Raw genomic sequence first — 26,961 nt, forward strand, 5'->3', positions numbered from 1 at the left:
TCGCGCCGAGCTTTTTCGGCGTCGACATGAAGCCGCAACGCCTGCGCACGGGACGAACTGGAAATGCATCGCGTCATCATCAGCGGCATCGGCGTTGAAATCCCCGAAGCTTCGATCACCAATGAGGAACTCGTCGCCAGCTTCAACAGCTGGGTGGACATGGAGAACGTCCGCCGCGAGGTGTCGGGCGAGCCGCTGCTGCAGAAATCGGACAGTGCCTTCATCGTCCATGCCTCGGGCGTCCAGACCCGCCATGTCATCGAACGGGAAGGCATCCTCGACCCGACCCGCATGGCGCCGCGCTTCCCGGCGCGGCCCGACGATGCGCTGTCGCTGGAGGCCGAGTTCGGCATCGCCTCGGCCAGCAAGGCGCTCGATCATGCCGGGCTGAAACCTGGGGATATCGACCTGGTGATTTGCTCGGCCTCGCACCATCAGCGGCCCTATCCGGCGATCGCCATCGAAATGCAGCAGGCGCTGGGCACGAAAGGCGCCGGCTTCGACATGGGGCTTGGCTGCTCGTCGGCGGCGGCCGCATTGCACATTGCGGTCAATCTGGTGCGGGCAGGGGCGCACAAACGCGTGCTGGTGACGACGCCGGAGATCATCACCGGGCATCTCAATTTTCGCGACCGGCAGACGCATTTCATCTTCGGCGACGCGTCCGTGTCGATGATCGTCGAGGGGCTCGCCCAGGGCGAGAAGCGGCCGGGACGCTTCGAGGTGCTCGACACGCGCGCCTGGACGCAGATGTCGAACAGCATCCGCACCAATCTCGGTTATTATACCCGCGCCACCCAGGACGATCCGTACATGATCGATCTGGAAGGCAATCTGATCAAGCAGATCGGCAACAAGGTGTTCAAGGAAGTCACCGTCGCCGGCCACAAGTTCATCGTCGAATTCCTGGCCGAACACGGGCTGACGCCGCAAGCGATCCGGCGGTTCTGGCTGCATCAGGCGAATGCGCGGATGAACGCCATGATCCTGAAACTGTCGTTCGGCCATGACGTCGACCATGACCGCGCGCCGATGGTGCTGGAGCGCCTCGGCAACACGGCAGCCGCCGGTGCCATCATCGCCCTGTCGGAGAACCATGCCGATATGAAAGCCGGCGACTACGGCCTGCTCTGCGCCTTCGGCGCCGGCTACTCGATCGGCGGCGCGCTATTGCGCATGCTCTGACTATTTTGGCGCGAACGGAACCAGCATCGGAACGCGCCTGGCATAGTCGTCGTAAGCGCTACCCAGTTCGCCGCGCAGAAAACGCTCCTCCAGCCTTGCCTTCATGACGATGCCGGCGGTGAGAAGGATGGCGCCGGCAACGCCCCAGACGGTGCCTTTCGCCGCCATGGTGGCGAGGATCGCCAGAAGCAGCCCGGTGTAGATCGGGTGGCGGACCAGCCGGTAGGGACCGGTGTCGATGACGCGGTGCTCTGCCTTGGCGGTGACCGTGCCCGACCATAGGCGGCCGAGATGCAGCCGCGCCCACCAGGCGAATGCCAGGCCAGCGGCAATCAGCGCGACGCAGATCCACGCTTCGGCAAGGTTCGGCGTCCAAAACCTCACCGGGCCGGCATAACCGTGCGCCGGGATGAAGAGCAGGATCGTGCCGACCACCAGCACCGCCCGGTAGGGCAGTTCCGCCTCGAAGCCGGCGCGTTTTTTCACCCGGTCAGCCCAGAAGGCGGCCGCGGCCCATGAGACAACCCAGAGCAGCCAGAGCTGCGCGATTGCCGATGCTGGATGCATGATAAACCTCCGCAGACTTAACCTGATCGATATTATCAACCGATGCAGCGCGGCAGCAATGCGGCACGCTTTTGCATGGGGCTGATCAACCAGGAAGCTGGTGGTGCCGACCCGCATCAGCCGTCTTGATTGGAGCATCAACGCTTTCGACTGGACCCTATAAATCGACTTCGGCTAACTGCATCCAGTCGCGAGGAATGAAACCGATGCCGGATCTGTTTCCCGCAACCGAAAATCCGGTCGAGATCGTGCCGGCGCGAAAACTCGCCGCCAGGGTGGCGGCGCTCTATCTCGCATCATTCGATCGTTTTGAAACACGAGCGGTGGATGCACTGCAGCTCGGTTTCGACGGCATCGAGGGCGATTTCCATGCCGGCACGACGCGGCGCTCCGGCGGGCGGGAACCCTGGTATCCGCGCGGCACCGAGATGCGCAACGAACGGCAATTGTCGATCGTCGCGGCGGACGAACTGGCAATCGTTGCCGAACGGATGGGCATTACCGAGATCAAGCCGGAATGGATCGGCGCCAATCTCCTGATCGAAGGCCTGCCGCACCTCTCCAGGCTGCCGTCCGGCACGCTGCTGTTCTGCAAAGGCGGCGCGACCGTCAAGATCGACGCGCAGAACGGGCCTTGCCGCATTGCCGGGCGATCGGTCGCCGAAAAGGCCGGGATGGCCGACCACGAGGCTGGCGCGCTGCTGTTCCCGAAGGCGGCGAAGCGCTTGCGCGGGCTCGTCGCCTGGGTCGAGAAGCCCGGAACGATCGCGGCCGGCGAGGAGATATCGGTGCGCGTGCCGGAGCAGTGGATTTACCGGGCCTAGTTGTTTTCCAGGCAAGGCGACTTTGCCGGTCACGGCGCATTTTGTTCTTGCTTTGTGCCGGCAGCTATGCTACTAATTTCGGCATGGTGCTGATTCGCACCGACGACCCGCCCACCGAGGCGGGTTTTTTGTTGCCGACCTGACGTCGGCGGGACAGAGGGGGCGCCGCAGAACCCATCCTCTACGCCTCATCCTCATCGTCGAGCAGTCGGGTGGCGCGCCAGCGGGTCAGCACGATGTTGGTTTGCTCGATGACGAAGAACCGCGCGGAATCGCGGTCATAGCCTTCGGCGAGCAGCTTCTCGTAGTCGGTGTGGGCGTGACGAATATGCGCAATCGTCGCCAGCCACACGGCAATGCTCGGTGGCAAGCTCTTCATGTGCACGGCGCCGGCATCGGCACGGATCTTTTCCATGTCGGCATAAGGCGCCAGCGGCAGAAGCGCTGTCAGCGCCTTGGCGATGGCGCGGCGGCGGCCGGTCGGGGCGCTCACCGCTCACCCGATCTGGACGATTCGTCGCGCCCGGCCATGGTCGCCGCGGCGAAGGCATCGGTCGAGGCGAAATAGGGCTTGATGTCGATGACCGGCGTGCCGTCGAGCACGTCGATGGCGTCAAGCTCGACGCGGCCGGTGTCGATGTCGAGTGCGACGAGCTTGGCGACATGCAGTCCGACAGGATTCGGCCGGGCAGGGGAGCGCAGCGAAAAGACGCCTTTCGGCTCCGTGGCATGGCGGGGTTTCTGGATAATCAGTTGCCGCGGCGCATGGTGCAGCCAGGACAGGACGATGACGTGGCTGGCGCGTTCCAGCCCAAGCAGGCCGTCCCGATAGAGCGGATCGATCGTGAGAACCGCCGGCTGTCCCGTCTCCCGCGCGGCCTTCATGTTCTTGGGGCAGGTCTCCCGCGTGACCCAAGGTGAAGCGATGCGGCCAATGAAGACGACATGGTCATCCGGCGGCATCGTTGCCGGGTCGGTTTCCAGAAGCTTTTCGCCGCTGCGCGTTTCGAACATGGGCCTCGCCTCGATCATGCCTGCGGCCTTGCGCGGTCCGCCATGCGTGCGTCATTTTCTTGTCCGGAAGCGACATAGCGCTTGCAAGCCTATCCAAACCGACATAAACATATGTTTATATCTTTTCAAAGAGAATGCTCGCATGCATGTCGCTCTCGACACGATGGTAGATACATTGAAGGCGGCTGCCGAATCCAGCCGGCTGCGTATATTGGCGCTGCTGTCGCGCGGCGATCTGACCGTGTCCGATCTCACCGAAATCCTCGGCCAGTCGCAGCCGCGCGTCTCGCGCCATTTGAAATTGCTGCTGGAGGCCGGGCTGATCGGCCGATACCAGGAAGGCTCGTGGGCGTTCTTCCGGCTATCGGATTCCGACTCCTCTCGCGATTTCGTGCTCAGGCTGGTTTCCGGCATCCGCGGCGCCGATCCGCAGGTCGAGCGTGATCTCGAACGGCTGGCTGCGGTCAAGCGCAAGCGGCAGGACCGGGCTGCCGAATATTTCTCGGTCAACGCCGCAAGCTGGGATCATATCCGCTCGCTGCATGTGCCGGACCGCGCGGTCGAAGCAGCTCTCATCAAGCTCGTCGGCAAGCGGCCGTTCCAGTCGATGCTCGATCTCGGCACCGGCACCGGGCGGTTGCTCGAGATATTTTCGCCGCTCTATCGGCGCGGTATCGGCATCGACATGTCGCGCGAGATGCTGACGGTGGCGCGCGCCAATCTCGACAAGGCCGGCGTTTCGAATGCGCAGGTGCGCCAAGGCGACATTTTTGCGCCGCCGGTCGAACGCGACGCCTTCGACCTCGTTACCATCCATCAGGTGCTGCACTATCTCGACGATCCCGCCCGCGCCATCCGCGAGGCGGCGCGGCTGTTGCGCCCGGCCGGCCGGCTGGTGATCGTCGATTTCGCGCCGCACACGCTGGAGTTCTTGCGCGAGGAGCACGCGCATATGCGCCTCGGCTTTTCCGACCGGCAAATTGGCGACTGGTTTTCCGAGGCCGGCCTCGACCTCGAGGACAGCCAGGAATTCGAGCCGCGCGGCGGCAACGAGGCCAAGCTCACCGTCAAACTCTGGCTCGGCCGCGATCGGCGCATGCTGATTGCCGAGCCTTCCAACGACAGACAACCGGCCAATGCGTATCCGATAGGGGAAACCGCCTGATGAACCAGTTCCGCTTCTCCCGCCGCCCCGACATCGGCGACAAGGTCAGGGTTTCGTTCGAGTTCTTTCCGCCGAAAAACGATGAGATGGAAGCAAGGCTATGGGACACGGTCACCCGGCTGGAGCCGCTCAGACCGAAATTCGTCTCGGTCACCTATGGCGCCGGTGGTTCGACCCGCGAGCGCACGGCCCGCACCGTCAAGCGCATCCTCAACGAAACGTCGCTGACGCCGGCGGCGCACATGACCTGCGTCGACGCGGCGCGCCACGAGGTCGATGCGGTGATCCGGGAGTTCGCCGATATGGGCGTCAAGCGTTTCGTTGCGCTGCGCGGCGATCCGGCCGAGGGCGTCGGCGCGGCCTACCGGCCGCATCCGGAAGGCTATGCCAATGGCGCCGAACTGGTTGATGCGCTGAAGGGCGCGGGCGATTTCGACATATCGGTCTCGGCCTATCCAGAAAAGCATCCGGAAAGCCCGGATTTCGCCACCGACTTCGACATGCTGAAGCGCAAGGCCGACAATGGGGCGACGCGGGCGATCACCCAATTCTTCTTCGACAACGATCTCTATGAGCGCTATGTCGAGCGGGCACGGCGGGCCGGCATCTACATACCGATCGTGCCGGGCATATTGCCGGTGCACAATTTCACGCAGGTCGCCAACTTCTCGGCGCGTTGCGGCGCCTTGGTGCCGGCATGGCTGGCCGAGCGCTTCGATGGGCTGCAGAACGACCCGCAAACGCATGCGCTGGTGGCGTCTGCCGTGGCCGCCGAGCAGGTGCTGGACCTTGTCGAGCGCGGCGTCGGCGATTTCCACTTCTACACGATGAACCGGGCCGATCTGGTCTTTGCCATCTGCCACATGATCGGCATCAGGTCGCACGAAGTCGAGGCGGCGGGATCCGCCGCGGCGTAAAGCGGCAAGCTCCTTTTTGAAATGCCAAAGATCGGGGGAATGCAAAAGGCCGGGCAAAATGCCCGGCCTTTTCAATGGTTTGGAGTATTCGGTGCTGGTCTTCCCCCGCTCAGCGGCCTTATGGAAGGACGCCCATAATGAGGGCGCCGATGAATGCAAACGCAGCACAAATCATCAATGCGTTGATCGGCCTCGTCAGTCCCATGTCATAGCCTCCTCTTAAAGAGCTATGGCGAGAGTCTAGGGTCATTTGTGCCACAGGCAAGGAGAAACTTTGCTGCAATGCGACGAGATTGTGGAATTTGCGACCTGCCGTTTGCCGTTAGGCATTGAAACTCTTTGTCAAAAGCCGGCTCGGGACCTGTGAATAATTTGTGGCAAAGCCGGGGCAGTAACGAGAATGGCAGCGCTACCGCGGCAGAAATCAAAATCGATTTTCGCACCGAACCGAAGATTCGAAGCGTCCTTTGCACGTCTAACCGGGTGCTGCAGGCTACACGAATGCGATGGGCAACCAGCAGCGCGTTGTGAGCCCGGACTTGAATATGCTGCCAATTGGCAGTATATTGTCTGCCAAGTGATGGAGGTTGGAATGAGTGTCGCGGTTCGCGATCCTGCAAATCAGGCGTTGCCGGCAGATCTGGCCGATGCCTCGGCGCGGGCGCGGCTCACGCCAGCGGCTGTTGCCGGCATCGTCAGGCTCGCAGACATCTGGCATCTGACCAGCACCGAGATCTGCACCTTGATCGGAGACGTATCGGAGAGAACCTGGTTCCGTATGAAGAAAGGCGAGTGGGAGGGCGTTCTCTCCCAGGATTCGCTGACACGCATCAGTGCTCTGATCGGCATCTTCAAGGGACTGCGGCTTCTGTTTTCCGAAGGGCTTGCCGATGAATGGGTGCGGTTGCCGAACAAAGGGCCTCTTTATGGTGGCCGGCGCCCCCTGGACGTGATGATCGAGGGCGGCATTCCGAAGCTGCTGCAGGTTCGCCAACACATCGACGCTTTGCGCGGCGGACTTTGAATGCAGATCCCGCCGCGCGCTGACATTTCCCAGCGCGACACGATCCGGCTCATTTCGACAGGCAGGCTCAAGGAGCCGGTCCTGATGCCGTTGGCCAGAAATCATGGAGATTTGGAGGACCTTGCGGAGCTCGAAGGAGCCACCAGCGGCCGCCTTCAGGCGCAGCAAGGGGGATTGTCCGACCTCGATCCGCGCGAACTGGTTTTCGGGAGGCCGGGCTACACCTTCATCAATGCGGCGTTCGCTTACACCCGTCCGGGCGGCAATCGTTTCAACGATGATGCCAGGGGCGCCTGGTACTGTGCGTTCGATGCAGAAACCGCGCTCGGCGAGGTCTCGTTTCATCTGACGCGCGAGCTTGCCGCGATCGAACGATTCGAAAACGTCACCGACTATGCGGAGCTCGTTGCCGACTTCATTGGCTCGTTTCACGATCTGCGCGGTGCTGAGTTCAGCAAGGACCCGGTGCTCGATCCGGATACTGCCTTAGCCTATCCTGCCGGTCAGGCGTTGGCGAAGCAACTCCGCAAGCAAGACGCCGCGACCGGTTTTGTTTATCCTTCCGTGAGACATGTTGGCGGGACCTGCCTTGTCGCCTTCCATCCAGATCTCGTTCAGAATCTCCGGCAAGGCGGTATCTGGCGTCTGGAATGGCAGGGTTCATCTGTTCCCGCGATCACGCCCATATAGCGCCATCTCTAACGCCGCCCGAACAGGCGACCGTCGATGGTGACGAGGCCAAGCGCAATCAGCGCCATGCCGCCCAATTCGAACAGTTCGAGCCGCTCGCCCAGGAACAGGAAGCCGAGCAGGATGGCACTGGCCGGCACGATGAGCGTGACCAGCGAGGCGTTGGTGGCGCCGGCCGAGGCGACAAGGTTGAAATAGAGGATATAGGCGAAGGCGGTCGACAGCAGCGCCAGCGCCAGCACCGCCGCCCAGACCGGCGGCGAGGCCGAAAACAGATTGGCGGTCCCGTAGGTGAACAGAACGACCGGGATCATGATGATGGTCGAGCAAGTCAATTGTCCGGTGGCAATGACCGGTGACGGCACACCCTTGAAGCGGCGGGCAATCATCAGCGCAACCGCATAGGATAGTGACGCTCCGATGAGCGCGAATTTCGCCCAGACCGGGCCGCCGAGCCCGGCGACGAGGCCGGGACCGATCATCACCGCCGTTCCCGCGATACCGAGGGCGATGCCGGCAAGCTTGTTCCAGGACAGCTTTTCGTCGCTGGTCAGGGCGTTGGCGAGGATCAGCGTCCAGAACGGCGTCGTCGAATTGAGCACCGAGGCGACGCCGGCGCCAAGCTCGGTCTGGCCGGCAAAGATCAGCGAGAAAGGGATGACATTGTTGGCGAGCGCCAGCAGGAAGAACAGGCCGGCATGCGGCAAAGCGAGGCGAAAGGATGGGCCGCGAACCGCAAGATAGAGCTGAAGTGCCGCCGCCGCGATGGTGACGCGGAACAGCACCAGCACCAGCGGAGGAAGTTCCGCCACCGCAATGCGGGCAAAGAAGAACGAACCGCCCCAGATGGCGCCGAGCAGCAGAAGCTGCGCCCAGTCCTTGAGCACCATCGGCCCGCGCATCGTGGTGGTGGCAGCTATCGCCATTGGTCGTCCTCCCAGACGAGATGCCTTGCTCTTCAGGCGTCTGTTCACGCCATACCCGATCCGGCCGCAAGGGCCACCCGAAACCTGAGCGATGGCCTAGCTCGCCCATAACCGGCGTACAGAAAGGCGTAGCGCCGCGAAGCCGGGGCGGCGAGACATAGAATTGTTTTCATTAGCCGCTAGCTTGGATTAATTGTGCGCAGCCTCAGTCAAGGGATTCGTCCATGCAGCGATTCGAAAATGCCCGCGAGGCAGCGCTGGCGCTGCGCCCGGACGATCCGATCTATTGCTTCCGCCCGCAGGTGCTGAAGGCGGATGCCAAACAGTTCATGGGCATGTTTCCCGGCAAGACCGCCTATGCGGTCAAGACCAATGGCGAGCAGATCGTGCTCAACGCACTGGTCGAGGCCGGCGTCAGCGCCTTCGATGTGGCCTCGCCGGGCGAATTCGCTGCCGTGCGCGCCGTCTCGCCGGACGCCGAGATGCTCTACATGCACCCGGTCAAGGCGCAGTCGGACATCAGGCTGGCACTGGAAAAGTACGCCATTCGCGTCATTTCGCTCGACCATGAGGACGAAATCACCAAGCTGACCAGGGTGGTGCGGGCGCTCGACATCGATGCGGGCGCGATCACCGTGTTCGTGCGCATCCAGACGAAAGGCTCGGCGGCCTACGAACTGTCGAAGAAGTTCGGCGCCGGACCGGCCAATGCGGTGGAACTCGCCGAACGGCTGAACCGGACCGGCTACAAGGTCGGGTTATGCTTTCACGTCGGCAGCCAGATCGAGGATCCCGACACCTATGAGCGGGCGCTAGCCTCCGCCGACTGGGTGCGCAACCGCGTCGGTTTCGACATTGCCGGGCTCGATGTCGGCGGCGGCTTTCCCGCCGAATACGGCCACGATCCGAACAGCCGCAAACCTGAAATGCCGTCGCTCGGCCAGATCATGTCGCGGCTGTCGGGCGACCTCCAGGAGTACCAGTTCGACCAGATGCCGTTGGTGGCCGAGCCCGGCCGGGTGATCGTGGCGCGCTGCCTGTCGCTGATCGTGCGCGTGCTGCTGCGCAAGGGCAAAAGGCTCTACATCAATGACGGCATCTGGGCGTCGCTGTCGGATTCCTGGACCGGCAAGATCACGCTGCCGGCGCGCTTCATCCCCGATCCCGCGATCCGCTCGCGCAATGGCGAGGACAAGACTATCGTGCCGTTCAAGGTCTGTGGCGCGACCTGCGATTCCGTCGATATATTGTCGCGGCCGTTCTGGCTGCCCGAGACCGTCGATACCGGCGACTGGATCGAGATCGGCCATATCGGCGCCTATTCGCTGTCGCTCCGAACACGGTTCAACGGCTTCTATCCCGATACTTTCGTCGAGGTGGCAACGCCATTCGACGAAGGCGATGCGCCGCAGGGGTTTGCCAGCCTGGAGACGATGGCGGATTAGTTGATGGTGAATGGTGAATAGTGAATGGAAGTAGTTCTTGCGTTCCGTCCGCTCCGGTGAATCGTCACCATTCACCATTCACCATTCACCATTCACCATTCACCATTCACCCGCGTCAGGCTACTCCGCCGCCAGCCTGGATGTTCTCGCCGGTCAGCCAGCGAGCCTCGTGCGAGGCTAGGAAAACCGCGACATCGGCGACGTCGCGCGGTGCTCCGATCCGGCCGAAGGGCGACATGCCGGCGGCCACGGCCCGGTCCCGCTCCGGAAGCAGGTCGGTGTCGGTGAAGCCTGGCGAAAGCGCATTCACGGTAACGGCGCGCGGGCCGAGTTCGCGCGAGAGGACGCGGACGAACTGCTCGACGGCTCCCTTGCTGCCGAGATAAAGCGCCGTCTGCGTGAAGAACATCTTCGTTCCACCGGTGGAGACGGCAATGATGCGCCCACCGTCGCGAACGCGGCGCGCCGCTTCCTGAAGCGTGAAGAAGGTGCCCTTGGCATTGGCGCCGAAGACGTGATCGAAGTCCGCTTCGGTGGCCTCGACGAGCGGCTTTATGACGGCGACGCCGACATTGGCGACGACGATGTCAATCGGCCCCATCTGTCTTTCGGTTTCGTCGAACAACCTGCGAATGTCGGGGATGCTGGAGACGTCCGCCTGGATGGCGACGGCTTTTCCGCCATTCCCTTCAATGGCGGCAACGACTTCCCTGGCGGCTTTCTTGTTGCCGACATAGTTGACGACCACGGCAGCACCCTTGGCTGCGAGGCCCTCTGCTATGGCGCGTCCGATGCCGCGCGAACTGCCGGTCACAAGTGCGGTCTTGCCTTCAAGTGGACGATGCATGGCTGTTCCTTCGTCTGACTACGGCCGCCTCGATCGAGCGGCGTTCCGGGGAAAAGCTAGGGCCATGCTATTGCTCAGAGAATAGCCTATTATCTAACTGACTTGTTAAGCCTGAGGTACATAATGCGAGGAAGCGAGTTTTCCGAACTCACGGCATTTGCAGCAATCATCGAAGAGGGAAGCTTTGTCCGCGCCGCGGCCAAGCTCAGGATTTCGCCTCCAGCACTCAGCCAGACGATACGTGGGCTGGAAGAGCGTCTCGGTGTCCGCCTGCTTAACCGCACCACGCGCAGCATGTCGCCGACCGCTGAGGGCGAGAAGCTGTTTGTCCGCATCGCACCGGCATTCGGCGAACTGGAAGGCGCCGTCGCGGACGCGCATGCATCACGTGGCCGGCCAGCAGGCTCGCTGCGCATCAATGTTCCGCGCATCGCCGCCACGCGTTTCATCGCGCCGATCCTCGGCGATTTCCGCCGCGCCTATCCCGATATCGCCCTCACAATCATTGTCGACGACATGCTCACCGACATCGTCGAGGGCCGCTTCGATGCCGGAATCAGACTGGGTGAGCGGCTGCACAAGGATATGGTGGCGGTGAAGCTCAGCGAGGAGCTCGAGATGGCTGCAGTGGCGGCGCCGAGCTATCTGCAGCATCACCCGATACCCCGTCACCCCGCGGACCTGCATCAGCACCAGTGCATCAATTTCCAGTGGCCGAGCGGCGGCAATCTCTACCGGTGGGAGTTCGCCCGAGGCCAACGTGCCCTGGAAGTGGCCGTCAGCGGTGGCCTGACGGTCAACGATACGGACCTGATGATCGGGGCGGTTCTGGATGGGGTCGGCGTGGCGTACATGCTGGAATACCAGGTCCGGCCGTGGATCGAAGCGGGAAAGCTCATCCGCTTTCTCGAAGCCTGGTCACCGAGATTTCCGGGTTTTTATCTATATCACGCAAGTTCCCGGCAGGTTCCCGCGCCGCTGCGAGCCTTCATCGATTTCTTGCTTGCCAGGCGGTGATGTGAATAGTGAATAGTGAATAGTGAATAGTAGTAGCTCTGGTGCTCAGTGCGGCTCCGGTGCTATTCTTTTCACCATTCACCGCCCTCACAGCCTCGCCAGCAGCTCCGGCGTCGGCCAGCCGTCGACCGGCAGGCCCAGCCGCATCTGCTCCTTGCGGATCGCTTCGCGGGTGTTGGTGCCCAGGATGCCGTCGACGGTGCCGACGTCATAGCCTTTCGCCTCGAGCTTGATCTGTAGCGCCTTCATCTGGTCGCCGTTGAGGCCGGGTTCGGGGTTGCGCGGATCGAATCGCGGCGCGCCCCCCAGCCGGGCGGCAAGATTTGCCGCGGTCAGGGCATAGGTGAAGGATTGGTTCCACTCGAGATAGACGTCGAAATTGTCGTAGGTCAGGAAGGCTGGCCCCTTGCGACCCATGGGCAGCGCCAGGCCGGCCTTCAGGCCGTTGTCGAGAAGGGGCGTACCGTCGGGCCTGGTAACGCCCCACTGGGTCCATTGCATCAACGGCAGCTTGTTGGTGCGTCCCGTCTGCTCCCACGGCAAATCGTCGGGCACACGGACTTCCTCGATCCAGGGCTGGTCGCGCTTCCAGCCGCGCGACTGGATCTTGCTGGCCGTGCTCATGATCACATCAGGCGCGCTGCCGCGCAGGTCGACCAGGCCATTGCCGTCGCCGTCCACGCCATGGCCGAGATAGTCGGAAGGCAACATCTGCGTCTGGCCGATCTCGCCGGCCCAGGCACCGGTCACGTCGGCCGGCACCACGCCGCGATCGATCAGCATCAGCAGCGGCACGATCTGCGGCCGGAACAACTGCGGGCGGCGGCAGTCATGCGAGAGGCTGACCAGCGCGTTCAGTGTGTGGAAATCGCCTTGCACGGCGCCAAAATCGGTTTCCAGGGCCCAGAAAGCGGCGATGACCGGCGCCTGCACGCCGAATTCGCGATCGGCGCGGGCAAAGATCTCGGCATACTTTTGCAGATTGGCCGCACCTTGCTTCAGTCGATGCGACGAGATCATGCGGTTCGAGAATTCGATGAAGGTCTGGGTGAAGACGCCCTGGGCGCGGTCGCGTGCCAATGCCTTCTCATCGAGGGTGGCGTTTTCCAGCGCATCAAGGCCGGCAGCGCCGACGCCGGCCGCCCTGGCCTCCGCCGCCACGCCCTGCTTCCATGCCTCGAAATCGCCGCCGCATTGCTGTGCCGCGGCCGGCACGGCGGTCAGGAGCAGCGCCGCGAGAAATCCAAAGCGCGATCGCATCGCCATCCTTCCGAGAAGATTACCAGCGGTTGCGGGCATTCGTCATTGGCTGTGTCGAAAAGCAGGCGGCAGGCCTGGTGTCAACGGGTGTTCTGCCGCAACCACTTCTTCCACGCGGCTTCGGAGCCGTTGAAGACGTTGATGTCGGCGTTTCCGGCCATGCCCGGTACGACGCCCGTTCCGGTATACTGCCAGAATGTGAAGGGATGGCTGCCGTATTTCTGGCGCGGATGCCCGGCGACGGAGCGCAGCCAGTAGGGGTAGCCGGGGAAGCCCGATAAACCATTATCTTCGAAGAAGTCGACCGACGTGTAGATGATCGGCTTCTTGCCGTAGTGTTTTTCGACGATTTCGAGGAATGTGCTCATCTCGCTGCGTACCGTGGCGGGATCGGGCCGCAGCTTGCAGGTCGGCGATTTCGGGTTCCATTCCATGTCGAGAACCGGCGGCATCGCCGAACTGTCTTTGGGCACGTTCTGGATGAACCAGCGCGCCTGGGTAGCGGCGGGCGTGCAAAAGTAGAAGAAATGATAGGCGGCGCGGGGGACGCCTGAGGCCTTGGTGCGGCTCCAATGCTCGTTGAAAGCTTCATCGAACCGGTCTCCGCCTTCGGTTGCCTTGATGAAGGCGAAAGAGATGCCGCTGGCCCTGGCCGCCGGCCAGTCGATCGAGGCCTGGTATTTGGAGACGTCGGTGCCGTGGACGGCATAGCTCCACGGTGCGCCGCTGTCCCATTCATGCGGGTCGGAATCGGCAAAACGCGGCGCGCGTACCGCAACCGTCGGGGCGCTGGATGACGACAGCGATGGCGTCAGATCCTCGACCGTCGAGCAGGCACCAAGCAGCATCAGCGTGATGAGGACCGCGAAACGGCGCATCGCTACTTCCCGAGCCGGTTTCAGCCGGCCGCTGATGGGTCTTTCCGCGGGTGGCCCCTCGACCGGGCGCGGCGTGTCTGAAACCGACTTACGCGACGCGCCTTGATCTTCGTTTCATGCGTTCCCAAACCGTTGCGCGGTTTTGGGACGCATGCATTAAAGCCCCGCCGGACGGTCACCCCACAGGATCGCCCGGTCTGTCCTAAGCGCGTCGCTTCGACGCGCTTAGCTCTCTGTCTATGCATGTCGTTGTCCCAAAACCGCTGCGCACTTTTAGGCGACATGCACCTGTGATCGCCGATCATGGTTGATATTCGGTTGACGGCGCTCGACAAGAGCCGCGATTTTGCCGAAACAATGGCGGCAAATCGATGACATAGATCGAGCGCGCCGGGGGGACTCAAAATGCAGATCCTTTTGAAGTTCGTCAAATGGCTGCTCGGCCTGGCTGTGCTGGCCGCCGCGGTACTCGCCGGCTGGCTGTATTTTGCGCCGCCGGAACTGATCCGCGTCGGTTCCGGCTATGCGGCCAAGATCGTCTGTTCGAACGTCTTCATCGCCGGGCGAGACGCCGACGACGTGCTTGCCGTCGATGTGCAGGCGCCGGGTCATCCGCTGCTTAAGCTGATGAGAGTGTCGGTCGACAAGGAGAAGGGAACGGTTTCGGCCGGCCTGTTCGGTGTGCTCGGCAAAAGTGTCGCGGTTGTGCGCGACGGGCTCGGCTGCGCATCGGTTCCCGACGGCGATATTGCCGCCGCCAAGGCTGTCGCCGGAGCTGTACCGACGCCGGCGCCGGCGCCCGATGCGATCTGGCCGGAGGGCGACAAGGCCGATGCCTCGCAGGATCCCGAGGTCGCGAAAGTCCTCGACGATCCAGCAATGACCGGCGCCGGCATGCGGGCGGTCGTGGTGGTCAAGAACGGCCGCATCGTCGCTGAGCGTTATGGCGACGGCTTTTCCGAAAAGACGCCGCTATTGGGCTGGTCGATGACCAAGACGGTAAATGCGGCGATCGTCGGCACGCTGGTGAAGGACGGCAAGCTGGCGATGACCAACCAGGGCCTGTTCGGTCCCTGGAAGGGAGATGGCCGCGCCATGATCAGCCTCGCCGACATGTTGGCGATGTCGAGCGGGCTGGAATTCAACGAAGATTATGGCGACGTTGCCGATGTAACGCGGATGCTCTATCTCGAACCGGACATGGCGGGCTTTGCCGGCTCCAAGCCGCTGACCGGCGAGGTCGGCAAGGTGTTTTCCTATTCGAGCGGCACGGCGGTGATGCTGTCCCGATTGTGGCAGGACGCAATCGGCGACAAGGACAAGGACAAGGCACTGGCCTGGCCGAGAACCGCGCTATTCGATCCGCTCGGCATGCACAGCGCTGTGCTTGAGGCCGACGAGAACGGCACCTTCGTCGGCTCATCCTATCTCTATGCCACGGCACGCGACTGGGCGCGCTTCGGCCAGTTCCTGCTGCAGGGCGGCGTCTGGAACGGCAAAGCGATCCTGCCCGCCGGCTTCGTCGACTGGATGCGGGAACCGGCAACTGCCTCGAAGGTCTACGGCAAGGGACAATTATGGATCGAAGGGCCGGGCGACGAGGAAAACCCCGGCGCCGGCATTGCCGTCGGCCTGCCCAAGGACACCTACTGGATGGAGGGGCATGACGGACAAACGGTCGCCATCGTCCCCTCGGAGCAGCTGGTTGTGTTGCGGCTCGGGCTGACGCCGGCCAGGCTCGGCTACCGGCCGCAGGCGATGGTAGCGGCGCTGGTCAAGGCGCTGCATTAGGCTGTATCGATATTCAGGTGATGCCGGCCTGCAAACGGCGGTTTCCTGCGCTTCCGGTGCTCACGTACCCAAAAGTACGCTCCGCTCCGGTTCTCGGAACCCACCGTTTTCGACTCGGCCTGACCTGAATCTCAACACATCCTGGCTATCGACCTGGTCCGACCACAGCGAGCCAGGCATAGCCGCGATAAAGCGTTTGGAAACGGAAGCTTGCGCCAACTCTTGCAGATTCCGAATCCAGAACCGCGCGCAGCGATTGACGTGGCTCGACATGGAATTTTTTCAGCCAGCCGCGCAACAGCGCGCGGAACCAGCCGGGCAAGGCTTCCTGCTGGCCAAAATCGACGACATGCAGCGAGCCGCCCGGTGACAGGGCTGCAAGTGCCGCGGATACCGTCTTCTCCCAGCCGGGTATCATCGACAGCGAATACGAGACAAAGACGCGGTCGAAACTTTCGACGCCGAACAACGCCGTCGCGTCGAAATCCGTGGCATCGCCGCGCGCCAGCGTGACGCGGCCGGAGAGGCCTTCGCGAGCGAGGGCGGCAGTGGCCGTCTCCAGCATCTCGGCCGAAATATCGAGGCCGAAGAAGCGGGCGCCGGGATAGCGGCGGGCGGCGAGGATGATGTTGCGGCCGGTGCCGCAGCCGAGCTCGAGCACGGTGCCGCCGGCCGGCACATCCAGTTCGGCGATAAGCCGGTCGCGGCCGAGCAAATAGTATTTGCGGGTCAGGTCGTAGATGTGGCGCTGCCAACGATAGACGCCGTCCATCAGCTCGGCATGGCTGGCCGGCAATTCGGTCGCGCTCATGCGCCCTGCTTCACGTAGAGATGGAAGCCGCCATAGATGGCCGAGCGGTCGCGGGCCGAAAACTCGCGCGAGGCGTCGTTCTCGTAGCGCCACTGGTCGAGCAGCGAATTCGAGACGCGGCCGGGCAGCAGGCTGGGTTCCGCTGCGGTGCGGAAGATGACGCGGGCGCCGGTGGAGGCGGTTCGGGTGATCTCGGCCCACAACCCGTTGAGCTGGTCGTCGGTCATCCAGTCCTGTGCGTCGAGCAGCACGAAGCGGTCGACGGAACCGGCATCCTTGCCGGCAAGGAACTCGATCAGATTGGCGTGGTGGATGGCGACGCGATCGACGTTGTTGCGGATCGTCTTGTAGTTGCGCTTTTCGAGATAGGCGGGCAGGGCGGCCTCGCCCGGGTTGGGGTAGCGGCGGGCAAAAGCCTGCCAGGCGAAATAGTTGGTCTTCAGCGGAAAATCGCAGGCGAGCTTTTCCAGTCGTGCCTTCAGCACGCTGGCCATGGTGCCGTCACCCGAGGTGATCAGCGAATCGTACTGGGCCGGCGGAATGCCGAGGCCGAACAGCGAAGCCTTTCGCGATGTCGCCCATTTCAGCAGCGGTTTTTCGAAGACTGGCGCCAGCTCCTCGTCGAAGAAGCGGCGCTGATCGGCGATGCTCTTGGCGTCCATGATGCCGGCCGGGTCGACGCCGAAGAATTTTGCGGTGCGATGGCCCATCGCAATGAACAGGCCAAGCAGGCCGGTCTGGTAGAAATTGCGGTCGAATACGGCGATGCGGCGACGGCCGCGCCAGTTGCGGCGCTCCCAATAATGGCGGCTGACCGGGTCGAGATGCGGCGCGATGAAGCGGTCGTAGGCCTGTGAATTGTGCCCGGTCTCAGCCGCGCCGAAGAAACGGAACAGGTCGCCCTGCGACGGCAGGTGACGGACGGCTTCGAGCTTCATGCGGTTCAGCGCGATATGCGCGGCGTTGAGGTCGACGGCATCGATCCTTTCCGGCGACCGGGTGAGATAGGCGAGGATGTTACAGCCGCCAGACGCAATGGTGACGATGCGGTGGCCCGTCCCGAGCTGCATCGCGTCCATGTCGATTTCAGGGTCTTCCCAGATCTGCGGGTAGACAAGGCCGGAGAACAGGAAGGCGAACAAGCGTTCGGAGATTCCGGCTTTCGACAGCGGGCGGTTCTGGTAGACGGCCTTGCCGACTTCCTTGCCGCGGCGAAAAACCAGTTCCCCAGAAATGTCCGTCATGGCAAGGCGATTCCCCGTTTGCTTTGCCGCAAGCGGGTAGCGCAGGGTCATGACAGGCCAGTGACAGCCTGTTGACGCGAGTTCAGGCCTTGCCAAATCCACCCGGGGTCGGCGTCGTCACGATGACCGCCTCGCCGGCGTCGAGGATGGTCTGATCGCAGGCTTTCAGCGTCTCGATCGCGCCGGTCTTGCGGCGGACCTTGGTCGAGCCGACCTCGCCATCGCCGCCTCCGTCCAGCCCCTGCGGCGGGCCGTTGCGATGCGAGGACAGGATCGCGCATTCCATCTTTTCGAGGAAGCGGATGGTGCGCTTGGTGCCGTCGCCGGCATTCCATTTGCCTTTGCCGCCGGAGCCTTCGCGGATATGAAAATCCTCGAGCAATACCGGGAAACGCAGTTCCAGCACTTCCGGATCGGTCAGGCGCGAATTGGTCATATGGGTGTGGACGCCGGAGGTGCCGGCAAAGCCGCGGCCGTCGTTCATCCGGCCGGCCGGCGAGCCCGAGCAGATCGTCTCGTAATACTGGTACTGCTTGTTGCCGAAGGTGAGGTTGTTCATCGTGCCTTGCGCATTGGCCATCGCCCCCATCGCCCCGAACAGCGCGTTGGTGACATGCTGCGAGGTCTCGACATTACCGGCGACGACCGCCGCGGGATAGGCGGGCTTCAGCATCGAGCCGTCGGGAATGATGATATTGATCGGCCGCAGACATCCGGCATTCATCGGGATGTTGTCTTCGACCATGACGCGGAAGGCATAAAGCACAGCGGCTCGGGCGACTGGCTCCGGCGCATTGAAATTGTTCTTCATCACCCGCGACGTCCCGGTGAAATCGACAGTCGCTTCGCGCTTCCGCCGGTCGACCGATATCTTCACCTTGATCATTTGTCCGGTGTCGGTCGGATATTCGTATTCGGAACTGTCGGGCAGCCGCTCCAGAACGCGGCGCACGCTTTCGGCGGCATTATCCTGGACGTGACCCATATACGCTTCGACCACATCGAGACCGAAATGCGCGACCATCTTGCGCAGTTCGGCGACGCCCTTTTCGTTCGCGGCGATCTGCGCCTTGAGGTCGGCGATGTTCTGGTGCGGATTGCGCGCCGGGTAGGGGTGGTTGGTGAGCAGCGTCTCCAGGTCCTTCTCGCGGAACCGGCCGCGATCGACGATGCGGAAATTATCGAACAGCACGCCTTCCTCGTCGACGGTAGTGGCAAGCGGCGTCATCGAGCCAGGCGCGGTGCCGCCAATGTCGGCATGGTGGCCACGCGAGGCGACGTAGAAGAGGATCTCCTCCCCCCTCGAGGGGGAGGTGGCGGCGAAGCCGCCGGAGGGGGTCGTTGCGGCAGTGCTCGACGCACTTGTGGTGACTTCTGAGAGGACCCCACCCGGCCGCTTCGCGGCCACCCTCCCCTCAAGGGGCAGGGAAAACACCGGCGTCACCACTGTAATATCAGGCAGATGCGTGCCGCCATTGTAAGGGGCGTTGAGGGCAAAGACGTCGCCGGGATGGATGTCGCCGGAGTTGAGCCGGATGATGGTCTCCACCGAGCGGTCCATCGAGCCGAGATGCACCGGCATATGCGGTGCATTGGCGACCAGCGCGCCATCCCGGTCGAAAACCGCGCAGGAGAAATCGAGCCGCTCCTTGATGTTGACGGAATAGGCGGTGTTCTGCAGCGTCACACCCATCTGCTCGGCGATCGACATGAACAGATTGTTGAATACCTCCAGCATCACCGGATCGGCTTCGGTGCCGAGTGCGGCCTGCCGGCGCTTCTTCTCGACGCGCCGCATCAATACGTGGTCCTTGGCGGTGATCTCGGCCTGCCAGCCCGGCTCGACGACAACGGTCTGGTTCGGCTCGATGATCAAAGCGGGGCCGGCGATCTTGTTACCGGGCTTCAGCGTCTCGCGAGGGAAGATGCCGGCGTCGCGCCAGACGCCGTCGACAAAGATTTTCCGAGTCCCGGAAGGACTTGCGGCCATGTCTTCAACAACTGAATCGCTTTCGTCGCGGCCGGTGCCGCCGGTATCGGTACCCTCGACGCCGATCGATTCGACGATCATCGGCTTGTCGTCGTAGACGAAACCGAACTGCGCCTTGTGCGCCAGTTCGAAGTCCGCCTTAGCCTGCGCGATCGAGCCATGCTCGAAGTTCACGGGCAGCGCGGTATCGGTGCCGTCATAGCGGATCTGCAGCACCGGTCTCGAGGCGACCGCGTCTTCGGTGATGCCCTGTGCGGCGAGTTCGTCGATGACGGCTTTGCGCAGCGTTGCGATGAGTTCATCGATCGCCGCCCCGGCGTCCTCCACCAGCGGCTTCAGCAGCGCTTGCTGGCGTGACGCAAACACCGAGGATAGTCCGATGCCATAGGCCGACAGCAGGCCAGAGAACGGATGGATCAGCACCGCCTCCATGCCGAGCGCATCGGCGACCAGGCAAGCGTGCTGGCCGCCGGCGCCGCCGAAACAGTTCAGGAGGTATTCGGTGACGTCGTAGCCGCGCTGCACAGAAATCTTCTTGATGGCGTTGGCCATGTTTTCGACGGCGATGGTGATGAACCCTTCGGCGACGGTTTCCGGCGAGCGGCCGTCGCCGATCTCGGCGGCAAGTGCGGCGAATTTTTCGCGAACCGTCTGCACGTCGAGCGGTTCGTCCTGGCCCGGTCCGAAAATAGCCGGGAAGAACTCGGGCTGCAGCTTGCCCAGCATGACATTGGCGTCGGTGACGGCCAACGGGCCGCCGCGCCTATAGGCGGCCGGGCCGGGATTGGCGCCGGCCGAATCCGGCCCGGCGCGAAAGCGGCCGGCCTCATAATGCAGGATCGAGCCGCCGCCTGCAGCAACGGTGTGGATGCGCATCATCGGCGCGCGGATGCGCACGCCGGCGACCTCGGTGTCGAAGGCGCGCTCGTAGTCGCCATCATAGTGCGCGACATCGGTGGAGGTGCCGCCCATGTCGAAGCCGATGACCTTGCCGAAACCGGCGAGTTTTGCCGTCTCGACCATGCCGACGACACCGCCGGCCGGGCCGGACAACAGCGCGTCCTTGCCTTGGAACATGTCGGCGGCGGTGAGGCCGCCCGACGACATCATGAACATGAGGCGAGGGCTTTCCCTCCCCCTTGAGGGGAGGGTGGCGGCGAAGCCGCCGGGTGGGGTCGGCTCGACTGGGTTCGACGCTCTGGCGGTGCCTTCTGAGATGACCCCCTCTGTCGGCTTCGCCGACATCTCCCCCACAAGGGGGGAGATTGGCGCGGCACCCAGTTCCTCCGCCACCTTCTGCACATACCTTGCCAGGATCGGCGACAGATAGGCGTCGACCACCGTGGTGTCGCCGCGGCCGACCAGCTTGATCAGCGGCGAGACCTCGTGACTGACCGAGACCTGCGAGAATCCGAGCTTTCGACAGACTTTGGCGACCGCCTTTTCGTGATCGGGATGTTTCCAGGCATGCATGAAGACGATCGCGACCGCATCGATACCGTCAGCCTTGGCTTGCTCAATAGCCGGGCGTACGGAAGCAATGTCGAGCAGGCGCTCGACACTGCCGTCGGCGCGAACCCTTTCGTCGATTTCGACGACACGCTCGTAGAGCTGTTCGGGAAGGATGATCTGCTTGGCAAAGATATCGGGCCTGGCCTGGTAGGCAATCCTCAGCGCATCGCGGAAGCCTTTGGTGATGAGCAGCAGCACGCGGTCGCCCTTGCGCTCGAGAAGCGCATTGGTGGCGACCGTGGTGCCCATTTTGACATCGCCGATCAGCGCGGAGGGGATTGGGGCGCCGGGCTGGACGCCGAGCAGTTCGCGAATGCCCTGGATGGCAGCGTCGGCATAGGCTTCGGGATTTTCCGAAAGGAGTTTCCTGGGATGCAGCCCGCCTTCCGGGTCCCGGCCGATGACGTCGGTGAAGGTACCACCGCGGTCGATCCAGAAATCCCATTTTGCGGTCATGGCAGCGCCTCCGGGCATTTTCATTTATGCATCCTGTTAGTGCTCAATGCTTTGTACGGCCAAGCGCTTGATGTTACACGCGGAAATGCAACGTTACGAAACTCATCATGAGCTGATGCATTGTGCCCTCGATCGTCGCCGGTAACGGTGGCGTGATTAGAGGAGAGATATCATGAAGAAACTCATTCTTGCGTCGGTGTCGGCGCTTGCGTTGCTTGGCCTTGCCGCCTGCAGCAACAGCGGCACCGATAACACCACGACGCAGAGCACCAACCCGCCGGCATCCGACCAGACGATGAAGCCGGCTGCTCCTGACGCAAACAAGCCTGCCGAGCCGGCTCCGGCGCCTGCGCCTGCGCCGGCTGCCCCCGCGCAGTAGTCGCAGTAGTCAATGTGACAACCAAGAAAGGCCGGCCTCACACGCCGGCCTTTCTGCTGCTTACGATACCCGCGCATTGTGGCCGAGTGCGACGACGCGGGTTTGCGCGCAGCGGCTTCCGTCTGCCGATTTCCATGGGTAAGCACTAGCAAACCGGCCGCCTTAGGCATTCGCCAAATCGATTGGGCCAGCCCCTGCGGCACTGTCTTGGCTTGATAGCGATGGGTGGTTGGCCCTATGAAGCCCCCATGTCGATTTGGGACCGCCTTGGAGACTTCGTCACACGCGTTTCATCTTCAGCGTCGTCAGGCGTCGCCGAAGTGGTCGAGGCCGTGCGCACGGTTTTCTCCGGCGATGCCGATCTGCGCCGGCGTGTCGCCTTCTCGGTGGCGATGATCGCCCTGTCGGCCAAGATGGCCAAGGCAGACGGCATAGTCACGCAAGACGAGGTGCGCGCCTTCCAGGAAATATTCGAGGTGCCGAAGGAACAGAGGCGCAATGTGGCGCGGCTCTACGATTTGGCCAAACGCGACATTGCCGGCTTCGAAACCTATGCCGAGCGGATGGCGCAGCTTTGCGGTTCGGGCCATTCGAATTGCCTGATGCTGGAGGACATACTCGACGGGCTGTTCCACATCGCCAAGGCCGACGGGCTGGTGCATGAGCGCGAGGGCCAATTCCTGCATCGCATCGCCGAGATCTTCCGAATCGATGAGGCGCATTACCAGAGCATCCTGGCGCGGCATGTCGATCTGGGTGCCGCCGATCCTTATGTTGTGCTCGGCATCGAGCGTGGGAAGCCGTTCGAGGAGGTCCGCAGGCGCTACCGCAAGCTGGTCTCCGACAATCATCCGGACCGGCTGATCGCACGCGGCCTGCCGCAGGAATTCATCAAGATCGCGACGACCAGGCTGGCGGCGATCAACGCGGCCTATGAGATGATCGAGCGAGGCCTGCGGCACGCATGAGCGGCTTTCCGCCCGACGAGCCGAGCGCCGAGGTCAGGGTATCGCCGAATTTCGGACCACGGCGCAGCACGCTTAGACCCGATATGATCGTGCTGCACTACACCGGCATGGCAACCGGCGCCGGTGCCGAGGAATGGTTGTGCGATCCGGCAAGCGAGGTCTCGTCGCACTATCTGGTCCATGAGGACGGCCGCATTGTTCAGATGGTAAGGGAAAGCGACCGCGCCTGGCATGCCGGCAAGAGCTCATGGTTCGGACAGAGCGACGTCAACTCCTGCTCGATCGGCATCGAGATCGTCAATCCGGGGCATACGCTCGGCTATCGCAACTTTCCAAAACCGCAGATCGACGCGGTGATCGGCCTGTGCGCCGGCATCGTCGAGCGCCATTCCATTCCGGCGCAGCGGGTGCTCGCCCATTCCGACGTGGCACCGGGGCGCAAGGTCGATCCGGGCGAGAAATTTCCATGGAAAGCCTTGTTTGCCGCCGGTGTCGGCCATGTTGTGTCGGCAGCACCGATCCGGCGTGGCGCCGTGCTGAAGCCAGGCGATACCGGCGCCGAGGTCGAGGCGCTGCAGTCGATGCTGGCGCTCTATGGCTATGGCGTCGAGATCACCGGCGCTTTCGACCGGCAGACCGAAATCGTGGTCGAGGCATTTCAGCGGCATTTCCGGCAGCGCCTGGTCGATGGCATGGCTGACGGATCGACGATCCGCACGCTGGAAAGGCTGCTCGCTTCCGCAAGGATAGCCACTCTCAAATAGTCTTTCCCAAGCTTCAAAGTTACAATCTGTTACCCAAAGTGACTTGCCTCGCCTTCTTTGGCGCCAATTCGGTCGTCAAAGGCGATCCGTACAGATTGTCGGACCTCTATCCCCCCAGATGTTCCGATGTTGATTGAGGTATCTGCGCGAAGTTCTTTGTGCAGATCAAACAGAACAGGATCACATGCAGAAATTGACCGTTTTAACGGCAGCCATTGCTGCCGGCGTAATGACTTTTGCCTTCAGTGCAGCGAACAGCGCACCGCTGAGCCAACGGGCCGATCAGGGCTTCAGTGCCGCAGCCGGCAAAACCGCCATGCCGAAAGCAACCCGTGGTACGAAAGTAGAGAAGACCGCCACCGCAAAAGTGGAAAAAGCGGCCGCGGTAAAGACGGAAAAGCCAGCCTCCGCAAAAAAGCCAACTGCTGCGAGAAAGACAATCTCCAAACAGCATGTGAAGCGCAACCGCAAACGCATCGACCACATGGCAACGGCGTCAGTCGCTCCGAAGAGCAGGCCAGCGCCCCAGGCGGCGGTTGTCGGCGGCAGCGGACAGTATTCGGCGATCATTGCGCGTTATGCCGCCAGCTATGGCGTGCCGGTGTCGCTCGCCAATGCCGTCATCAAGATCGAGAGCAACTACCAGCCGAACCAGGTCGGCAGCGCCGGCGAGATCGGCCTGATGCAGATCAAGCCAGCGACGGCAAGGATGATGGGCTATAGCGGTTCTGTTCAGGGTCTCTACGATCCCGATACCAACATCAAATACGGCATGAAGTACCTTGCCATGGCGCGGGATCTCGGCGGCGGCACGACCTGCGGCACGATCCTGAAATACAATGCCGGCCACGCCGCCACACGGATGAACCCGGTGTCCGCAGCCTATTGCGGCAAGGTCAAGGTGCAGCTGGCAGCACTTGGAGCGCCCGCCTGACAAGCGATAACTTGCTTTTTCGTTTGCGTTTTCGGGCCTGAACCCCTTTATACGCCTTGCCAGCTGGCCGGGCGGCCGCACCCGCGAAGCCGAAAGGCTGCGGGTGAGGAAAGTCCGGGCTCCATGGAGACACGGTGCCGGTTAATGGCCGGCGGGGGCGACCCCAGGGAAAGTGCCACAGAAAGCAAACCGCCACGATCCAATCGTGGCAAGGGTGAAAGGGTGGGGTAAGAGCCCACCGCGCGACTGGCAACAGGAGCGGCACGGTAAACCCCACCGGGAGCAAGACCGAATAGGGGCGGTGCGAGGGGAAACCCTCGAGGGCTGTTTCCGGCTCACCGTCCGGGTAGGTTGCGTGAGGCGTATGGCAACATGCGCCCAAGATGAATGGCCGCCACGTTCTCGCCCCGTAAGGGGCGAGGGCCATACAGAACCCGGCTTACAGGCCAGCTGGCAGTTTCCCGAAAAAAAGAAATCTCCTGATATCAGCAGGTTGCGTCTTCGGGCGCAGCCGCTGATTCACTTTTCGCCCCGGCAATCCCGCGCGACATTCCTTGAAATGGTGCGATTAAATCGTACCATTTGGATGGCAGTACTGAGGAGCACGTCATGGGCCAGGTCGATAAACGTAGCATCACGCTGTCGCCGGAACTGGCGGCGGCGGTCGACGACGTGGTCGCCGCCGGCGAATATGCCTCGGCAAGCGAGGTGATCCGCGATGCGCTGCGGCAATGGAAGGATCGGCGCGACCTGCTCGGCTACACCCTCGAGGAATTGCGCAGACTGGTGCAGGAGGGGATCGACAGCGGGCCGGGGCGGTTTGCGTCGATCGACGAAATAAAGGCCGAAGCGCGGAGACGATTGAAACCCGACAGCGCGGCATGAATTTGCTGCCCATCATCCGAACTGCACATGCAGAAGAGGATTTGATCGCGATTTGGCTTTATGTTGCGCAAGACAGCGAGGCTGCAGCGGATCGGTTGCTCGATCGGATCGTAGCCCGCTGGCAGCAAGTGGCCACTTATTCCTTCCGAGGTGCGTCGCGCGAAGACATCGCACCCGGTCTCCGTCACCTGATCATCGGCGAGTACCTCACCTTGTATCGTGTCCGCGAAGAGGCGATCGAAATCGTTCGCGTGCTGCACGGCCGGCGCAAGATCGACGCCGGCGATCTGAATTCGTGATTGCAGATTCAGCCACCGATTGCGTCTAGCGACGCCTCGATCGCCTGCCAAAGCTCTTCCACCGGCTCGCAGCCGACCGACAGGCGAACGAAGCCGGGCGGAACGGCGTCTCCCCTTTTTGATCGCCGTTCGGCCGAGGTATGTACGCCGCCGAACGATGTCGCTGCCTGCATCAACGCGCAGTTGTTGATGAAATCCTCCGCCTTGTCCTCAGAGGCGAGCACGAACGAAATGAGAAATCCGAAGCGCTCCATCTGGGCGCGGGCAAGATTGTGCGATGGGTCGCTCTCCAGTCCCGGAAAGCGCAAGCCGCTGATCGCGCGATGGTTTTTCAGCCGTCGCGCTATCATTTCGGCGGAAGCGCACATGCGGTCGAAACGAACCTCCAGCGTTTCGAGGCCGCGATGCACCAGCCATGCCTCGAACGGCCCGGGGATAGCGCCCGACGTCTCGCGCCAGTCGGTCACCCTCGAGATAATGTCCGCGTCGCGGCTGGCGACATGGCCGAACAGCACATCGGAATGGCCGTTTGGTGCCTTGGTGTCGGCGGCAATGACGATATCGGCGCCGAGATCGAGCGGGCGCTGGCCGAAAGGCGTCATCGTCGTGTTGTCGACCACAAGCACCGCGCCCGCTTTGTGCACGGCTTCGGCGACGGCTGCGATGTCGCATATGTCCAGTCCTGGGTTGGCGGGCGTTTCGACGAACGCAAGCCGATACCCGTCAAAGCCGCCGTCGAGGAAGCTCGATGTTGGCCGGACATCACAAGCGATGCCGAAGGACTTCAAGAAACGGTCTGCCAGCGCTCGCGTCGTATGATAACCGTCGGACGGCAGCAGGATACGGTCGCCGGCTTTGAGCAGGCCGAAAAATACCGCCGAGATGGCAGCCATCCCCGAGGGAAAGGCAACGCATGGGGCGTCTTCCAAATGCGCCAGCATGTGCTCGACCGCATCCCAGGTCGGATTGCTGAAGCGGCCATATTGATCGAAGCCGGTGGCGTCACCCGGCGCGTGGAAAATGGCGGCCATGGTCAGGGGCAAGGGGATCGGGTCGCCCTTGGCAAGCCTGCCGCGACGAAGATGGGGAAGTGCCGCGGCGCGCGACTTGGCTGTTTCGGACATGATTTCAAACCTCGTTACTGACCGAAAAGGAGATGCCGAGGCTAT

General features: G+C 62.6%; 26 protein-coding genes and 1 other RNA gene. 16 read left to right on the plus strand and 11 right to left on the minus strand.

The window, feature by feature from the left end; genetic code table 11:
• Positions 1 to 63: 63 nt before the first annotated feature.
• The gene (locus tag RQ479_RS01910; RefSeq protein ID WP_352516845.1) at positions 64 to 1,185 is read left to right on the plus strand and encodes a beta-ketoacyl-ACP synthase III; all 1,122 of its coding nucleotides are present in this window, start codon (positions 64 to 66) and stop codon (positions 1,183 to 1,185) included.
• On the opposite strand, the gene RQ479_RS01915 is transcribed toward RQ479_RS01910, so the two are convergent.
• Positions 1,186 to 1,752, minus strand: coding sequence for an isoprenylcysteine carboxylmethyltransferase family protein (locus RQ479_RS01915; RefSeq protein WP_352516844.1), 567 nt, complete (start codon positions 1,750 to 1,752; stop codon positions 1,186 to 1,188). It lies immediately after the preceding gene.
• A gap of 206 nt (positions 1,753 to 1,958) precedes the next feature.
• On the opposite strand from RQ479_RS01915, the gene RQ479_RS01920 reads away from it, so the two are divergent.
• On the plus strand, positions 1,959 to 2,576 hold the full coding sequence (locus tag RQ479_RS01920) for an MOSC domain-containing protein (RefSeq protein WP_376703928.1): 618 nt from the start codon (positions 1,959 to 1,961) through the stop codon (positions 2,574 to 2,576).
• A 181-nt stretch (positions 2,577 to 2,757) separates the two neighbouring features.
• On the opposite strand, the gene RQ479_RS01925 is transcribed toward RQ479_RS01920, so the two are convergent.
• Positions 2,758 to 3,069 carry a DUF2293 domain-containing protein gene (locus tag RQ479_RS01925; protein ID WP_292659440.1) on the minus strand — a complete coding sequence of 104 codons (312 nt, stop codon included), beginning with the start codon at positions 3,067 to 3,069 and terminating at the stop codon, positions 2,758 to 2,760.
• A complete protein-coding gene (gene tsaA, locus RQ479_RS01930; protein ID WP_376703929.1) occupies positions 3,066 to 3,590 on the minus strand; it encodes a tRNA (N6-threonylcarbamoyladenosine(37)-N6)-methyltransferase TrmO in 525 nt (174 codons plus the stop codon). The genes RQ479_RS01925 and tsaA overlap by 4 nt, the downstream gene beginning before the upstream one ends.
• Before the next feature lie 142 nt (positions 3,591 to 3,732).
• Here tsaA and RQ479_RS01935 point away from each other — a divergent pair, with 142 nt between their 5' ends.
• The 4 genes from RQ479_RS01935 to RQ479_RS01950 all read left to right on the plus strand — a co-directional run bounded on the left by RQ479_RS01935 (position 3,733) and on the right by RQ479_RS01950 (position 7,386).
• A complete protein-coding gene (locus RQ479_RS01935) occupies positions 3,733 to 4,755 on the plus strand; it encodes an ArsR/SmtB family transcription factor (protein WP_376703930.1) in 1,023 nt (340 codons plus the stop codon).
• Positions 4,755 to 5,672 carry a methylenetetrahydrofolate reductase [NAD(P)H] gene (metF, locus tag RQ479_RS01940; protein WP_352516841.1) on the plus strand — a complete coding sequence of 306 codons (918 nt, stop codon included), beginning with the start codon at positions 4,755 to 4,757 and terminating at the stop codon, positions 5,670 to 5,672. Before RQ479_RS01935 ends, metF begins: the two co-directional genes overlap by 1 nt.
• 592 nt (positions 5,673 to 6,264) lie before the next feature.
• A complete protein-coding gene (locus RQ479_RS01945) occupies positions 6,265 to 6,696 on the plus strand; it encodes an antitoxin Xre-like helix-turn-helix domain-containing protein (protein ID WP_376703931.1) in 432 nt (143 codons plus the stop codon).
• The gene (locus tag RQ479_RS01950) at positions 6,697 to 7,386 is read left to right on the plus strand and encodes an RES family NAD+ phosphorylase (protein ID WP_352516839.1); all 690 of its coding nucleotides are present in this window, start codon (positions 6,697 to 6,699) and stop codon (positions 7,384 to 7,386) included.
• A gap of 8 nt (positions 7,387 to 7,394) precedes the next feature.
• Here RQ479_RS01950 and RQ479_RS01955 read toward each other — a convergent pair whose 3' ends face one another.
• On the minus strand, positions 7,395 to 8,312 hold the full coding sequence (locus RQ479_RS01955) for a DMT family transporter (protein WP_023721224.1): 918 nt from the start codon (positions 8,310 to 8,312) through the stop codon (positions 7,395 to 7,397).
• 224 nt (positions 8,313 to 8,536) lie between these two features.
• Here RQ479_RS01955 and RQ479_RS01960 point away from each other — a divergent pair, with 224 nt between their 5' ends.
• Positions 8,537 to 9,757: an alanine racemase gene (locus RQ479_RS01960; protein WP_376703932.1), complete on the plus strand. Its 1,221-nt coding sequence runs from the start codon at positions 8,537 to 8,539 to the stop codon at positions 9,755 to 9,757.
• Between the two features lie 115 nt (positions 9,758 to 9,872).
• On the opposite strand, the gene RQ479_RS01965 is transcribed toward RQ479_RS01960, so the two are convergent.
• On the minus strand, positions 9,873 to 10,604 hold the full coding sequence (locus RQ479_RS01965; RefSeq protein WP_352516837.1) for an SDR family oxidoreductase: 732 nt from the start codon (positions 10,602 to 10,604) through the stop codon (positions 9,873 to 9,875).
• Positions 10,605 to 10,727: 123 nt separating this feature from the next.
• Between RQ479_RS01965 and RQ479_RS01970 the strand changes: the two genes are divergently transcribed.
• On the plus strand, positions 10,728 to 11,621 hold the full coding sequence (locus RQ479_RS01970; RefSeq protein WP_376703933.1) for a LysR family transcriptional regulator: 894 nt from the start codon (positions 10,728 to 10,730) through the stop codon (positions 11,619 to 11,621).
• 87 nt (positions 11,622 to 11,708) lie between these two features.
• On the opposite strand, the gene RQ479_RS01975 is transcribed toward RQ479_RS01970, so the two are convergent.
• Together RQ479_RS01975 and RQ479_RS01980 are read right to left on the minus strand one after the other, a co-directional pair.
• A complete protein-coding gene (locus tag RQ479_RS01975) occupies positions 11,709 to 12,881 on the minus strand; it encodes a lytic murein transglycosylase (RefSeq protein ID WP_376703934.1) in 1,173 nt (390 codons plus the stop codon).
• Positions 12,882 to 12,961: 80 nt separating this feature from the next.
• Positions 12,962 to 13,759: a GH25 family lysozyme gene (locus tag RQ479_RS01980; protein WP_376703935.1), complete on the minus strand. Its 798-nt coding sequence runs from the start codon at positions 13,757 to 13,759 to the stop codon at positions 12,962 to 12,964.
• A 405-nt stretch (positions 13,760 to 14,164) separates the two neighbouring features.
• Here RQ479_RS01980 and RQ479_RS01985 point away from each other — a divergent pair, with 405 nt between their 5' ends.
• Positions 14,165 to 15,550: a serine hydrolase domain-containing protein gene (locus RQ479_RS01985; protein WP_376703936.1), complete on the plus strand. Its 1,386-nt coding sequence runs from the start codon at positions 14,165 to 14,167 to the stop codon at positions 15,548 to 15,550.
• A 145-nt stretch (positions 15,551 to 15,695) separates the two neighbouring features.
• On the opposite strand, the gene RQ479_RS01990 is transcribed toward RQ479_RS01985, so the two are convergent.
• Genes RQ479_RS01990 through RQ479_RS02000 form a run of 3 tightly spaced genes read right to left on the minus strand, consistent with a single transcriptional unit; the run spans position 15,696 to position 21,563 of the window.
• On the minus strand, positions 15,696 to 16,361 hold the full coding sequence (locus RQ479_RS01990; RefSeq protein ID WP_376703937.1) for a class I SAM-dependent methyltransferase: 666 nt from the start codon (positions 16,359 to 16,361) through the stop codon (positions 15,696 to 15,698).
• A complete protein-coding gene (locus RQ479_RS01995; protein ID WP_352516833.1) occupies positions 16,358 to 17,656 on the minus strand; it encodes a DUF3419 family protein in 1,299 nt (432 codons plus the stop codon). The genes RQ479_RS01990 and RQ479_RS01995 overlap by 4 nt, the downstream gene beginning before the upstream one ends.
• A gap of 31 nt (positions 17,657 to 17,687) precedes the next feature.
• Positions 17,688 to 21,563 carry a hydantoinase B/oxoprolinase family protein gene (locus tag RQ479_RS02000; protein ID WP_376706078.1) on the minus strand — a complete coding sequence of 1,292 codons (3,876 nt, stop codon included), beginning with the start codon at positions 21,561 to 21,563 and terminating at the stop codon, positions 17,688 to 17,690.
• Positions 21,564 to 21,735: 172 nt separating this feature from the next.
• On the opposite strand from RQ479_RS02000, the gene RQ479_RS02005 reads away from it, so the two are divergent.
• The 7 genes from RQ479_RS02005 to RQ479_RS02035 all read left to right on the plus strand — a co-directional run bounded on the left by RQ479_RS02005 (position 21,736) and on the right by RQ479_RS02035 (position 25,792).
• Positions 21,736 to 21,942, plus strand: coding sequence for a hypothetical protein (locus RQ479_RS02005; protein WP_023676780.1), 207 nt, complete (start codon positions 21,736 to 21,738; stop codon positions 21,940 to 21,942).
• 248 nt (positions 21,943 to 22,190) lie between these two features.
• A complete protein-coding gene (locus RQ479_RS02010; RefSeq protein WP_352453144.1) occupies positions 22,191 to 22,910 on the plus strand; it encodes a DnaJ family molecular chaperone in 720 nt (239 codons plus the stop codon).
• On the plus strand, positions 22,907 to 23,674 hold the full coding sequence (locus RQ479_RS02015; RefSeq protein WP_376703938.1) for an N-acetylmuramoyl-L-alanine amidase: 768 nt from the start codon (positions 22,907 to 22,909) through the stop codon (positions 23,672 to 23,674). Before RQ479_RS02010 ends, RQ479_RS02015 begins: the two co-directional genes overlap by 4 nt.
• A gap of 184 nt (positions 23,675 to 23,858) precedes the next feature.
• Positions 23,859 to 24,608, plus strand: coding sequence for a transglycosylase SLT domain-containing protein (locus RQ479_RS02020; protein WP_352465158.1), 750 nt, complete (start codon positions 23,859 to 23,861; stop codon positions 24,606 to 24,608).
• A 59-nt stretch (positions 24,609 to 24,667) separates the two neighbouring features.
• Positions 24,668 to 25,066, plus strand: an RNA gene (gene rnpB, locus RQ479_RS02025) — RNase P RNA component class A.
• Positions 25,067 to 25,217: 151 nt separating this feature from the next.
• A complete protein-coding gene (locus RQ479_RS02030; RefSeq protein ID WP_352465156.1) occupies positions 25,218 to 25,493 on the plus strand; it encodes a type II toxin-antitoxin system ParD family antitoxin in 276 nt (91 codons plus the stop codon).
• Positions 25,490 to 25,792 (plus strand): type II toxin-antitoxin system RelE/ParE family toxin, encoded by a 303-nt coding sequence (locus RQ479_RS02035; RefSeq protein WP_376703939.1) that lies wholly within the window; start codon positions 25,490 to 25,492, stop codon positions 25,790 to 25,792. The genes RQ479_RS02030 and RQ479_RS02035 overlap by 4 nt, the downstream gene beginning before the upstream one ends.
• A gap of 8 nt (positions 25,793 to 25,800) precedes the next feature.
• On the opposite strand, the gene RQ479_RS02040 is transcribed toward RQ479_RS02035, so the two are convergent.
• A complete protein-coding gene (locus RQ479_RS02040; RefSeq protein ID WP_376703940.1) occupies positions 25,801 to 26,916 on the minus strand; it encodes a cystathionine gamma-lyase in 1,116 nt (371 codons plus the stop codon).
• Positions 26,917 to 26,961: the final 45 nt, after the last annotated feature.

Source organism: Mesorhizobium sp. ISC25, from assembly GCF_042295465.1.
GTDB lineage: Bacteria > Pseudomonadota > Alphaproteobacteria > Rhizobiales > Rhizobiaceae > Mesorhizobium.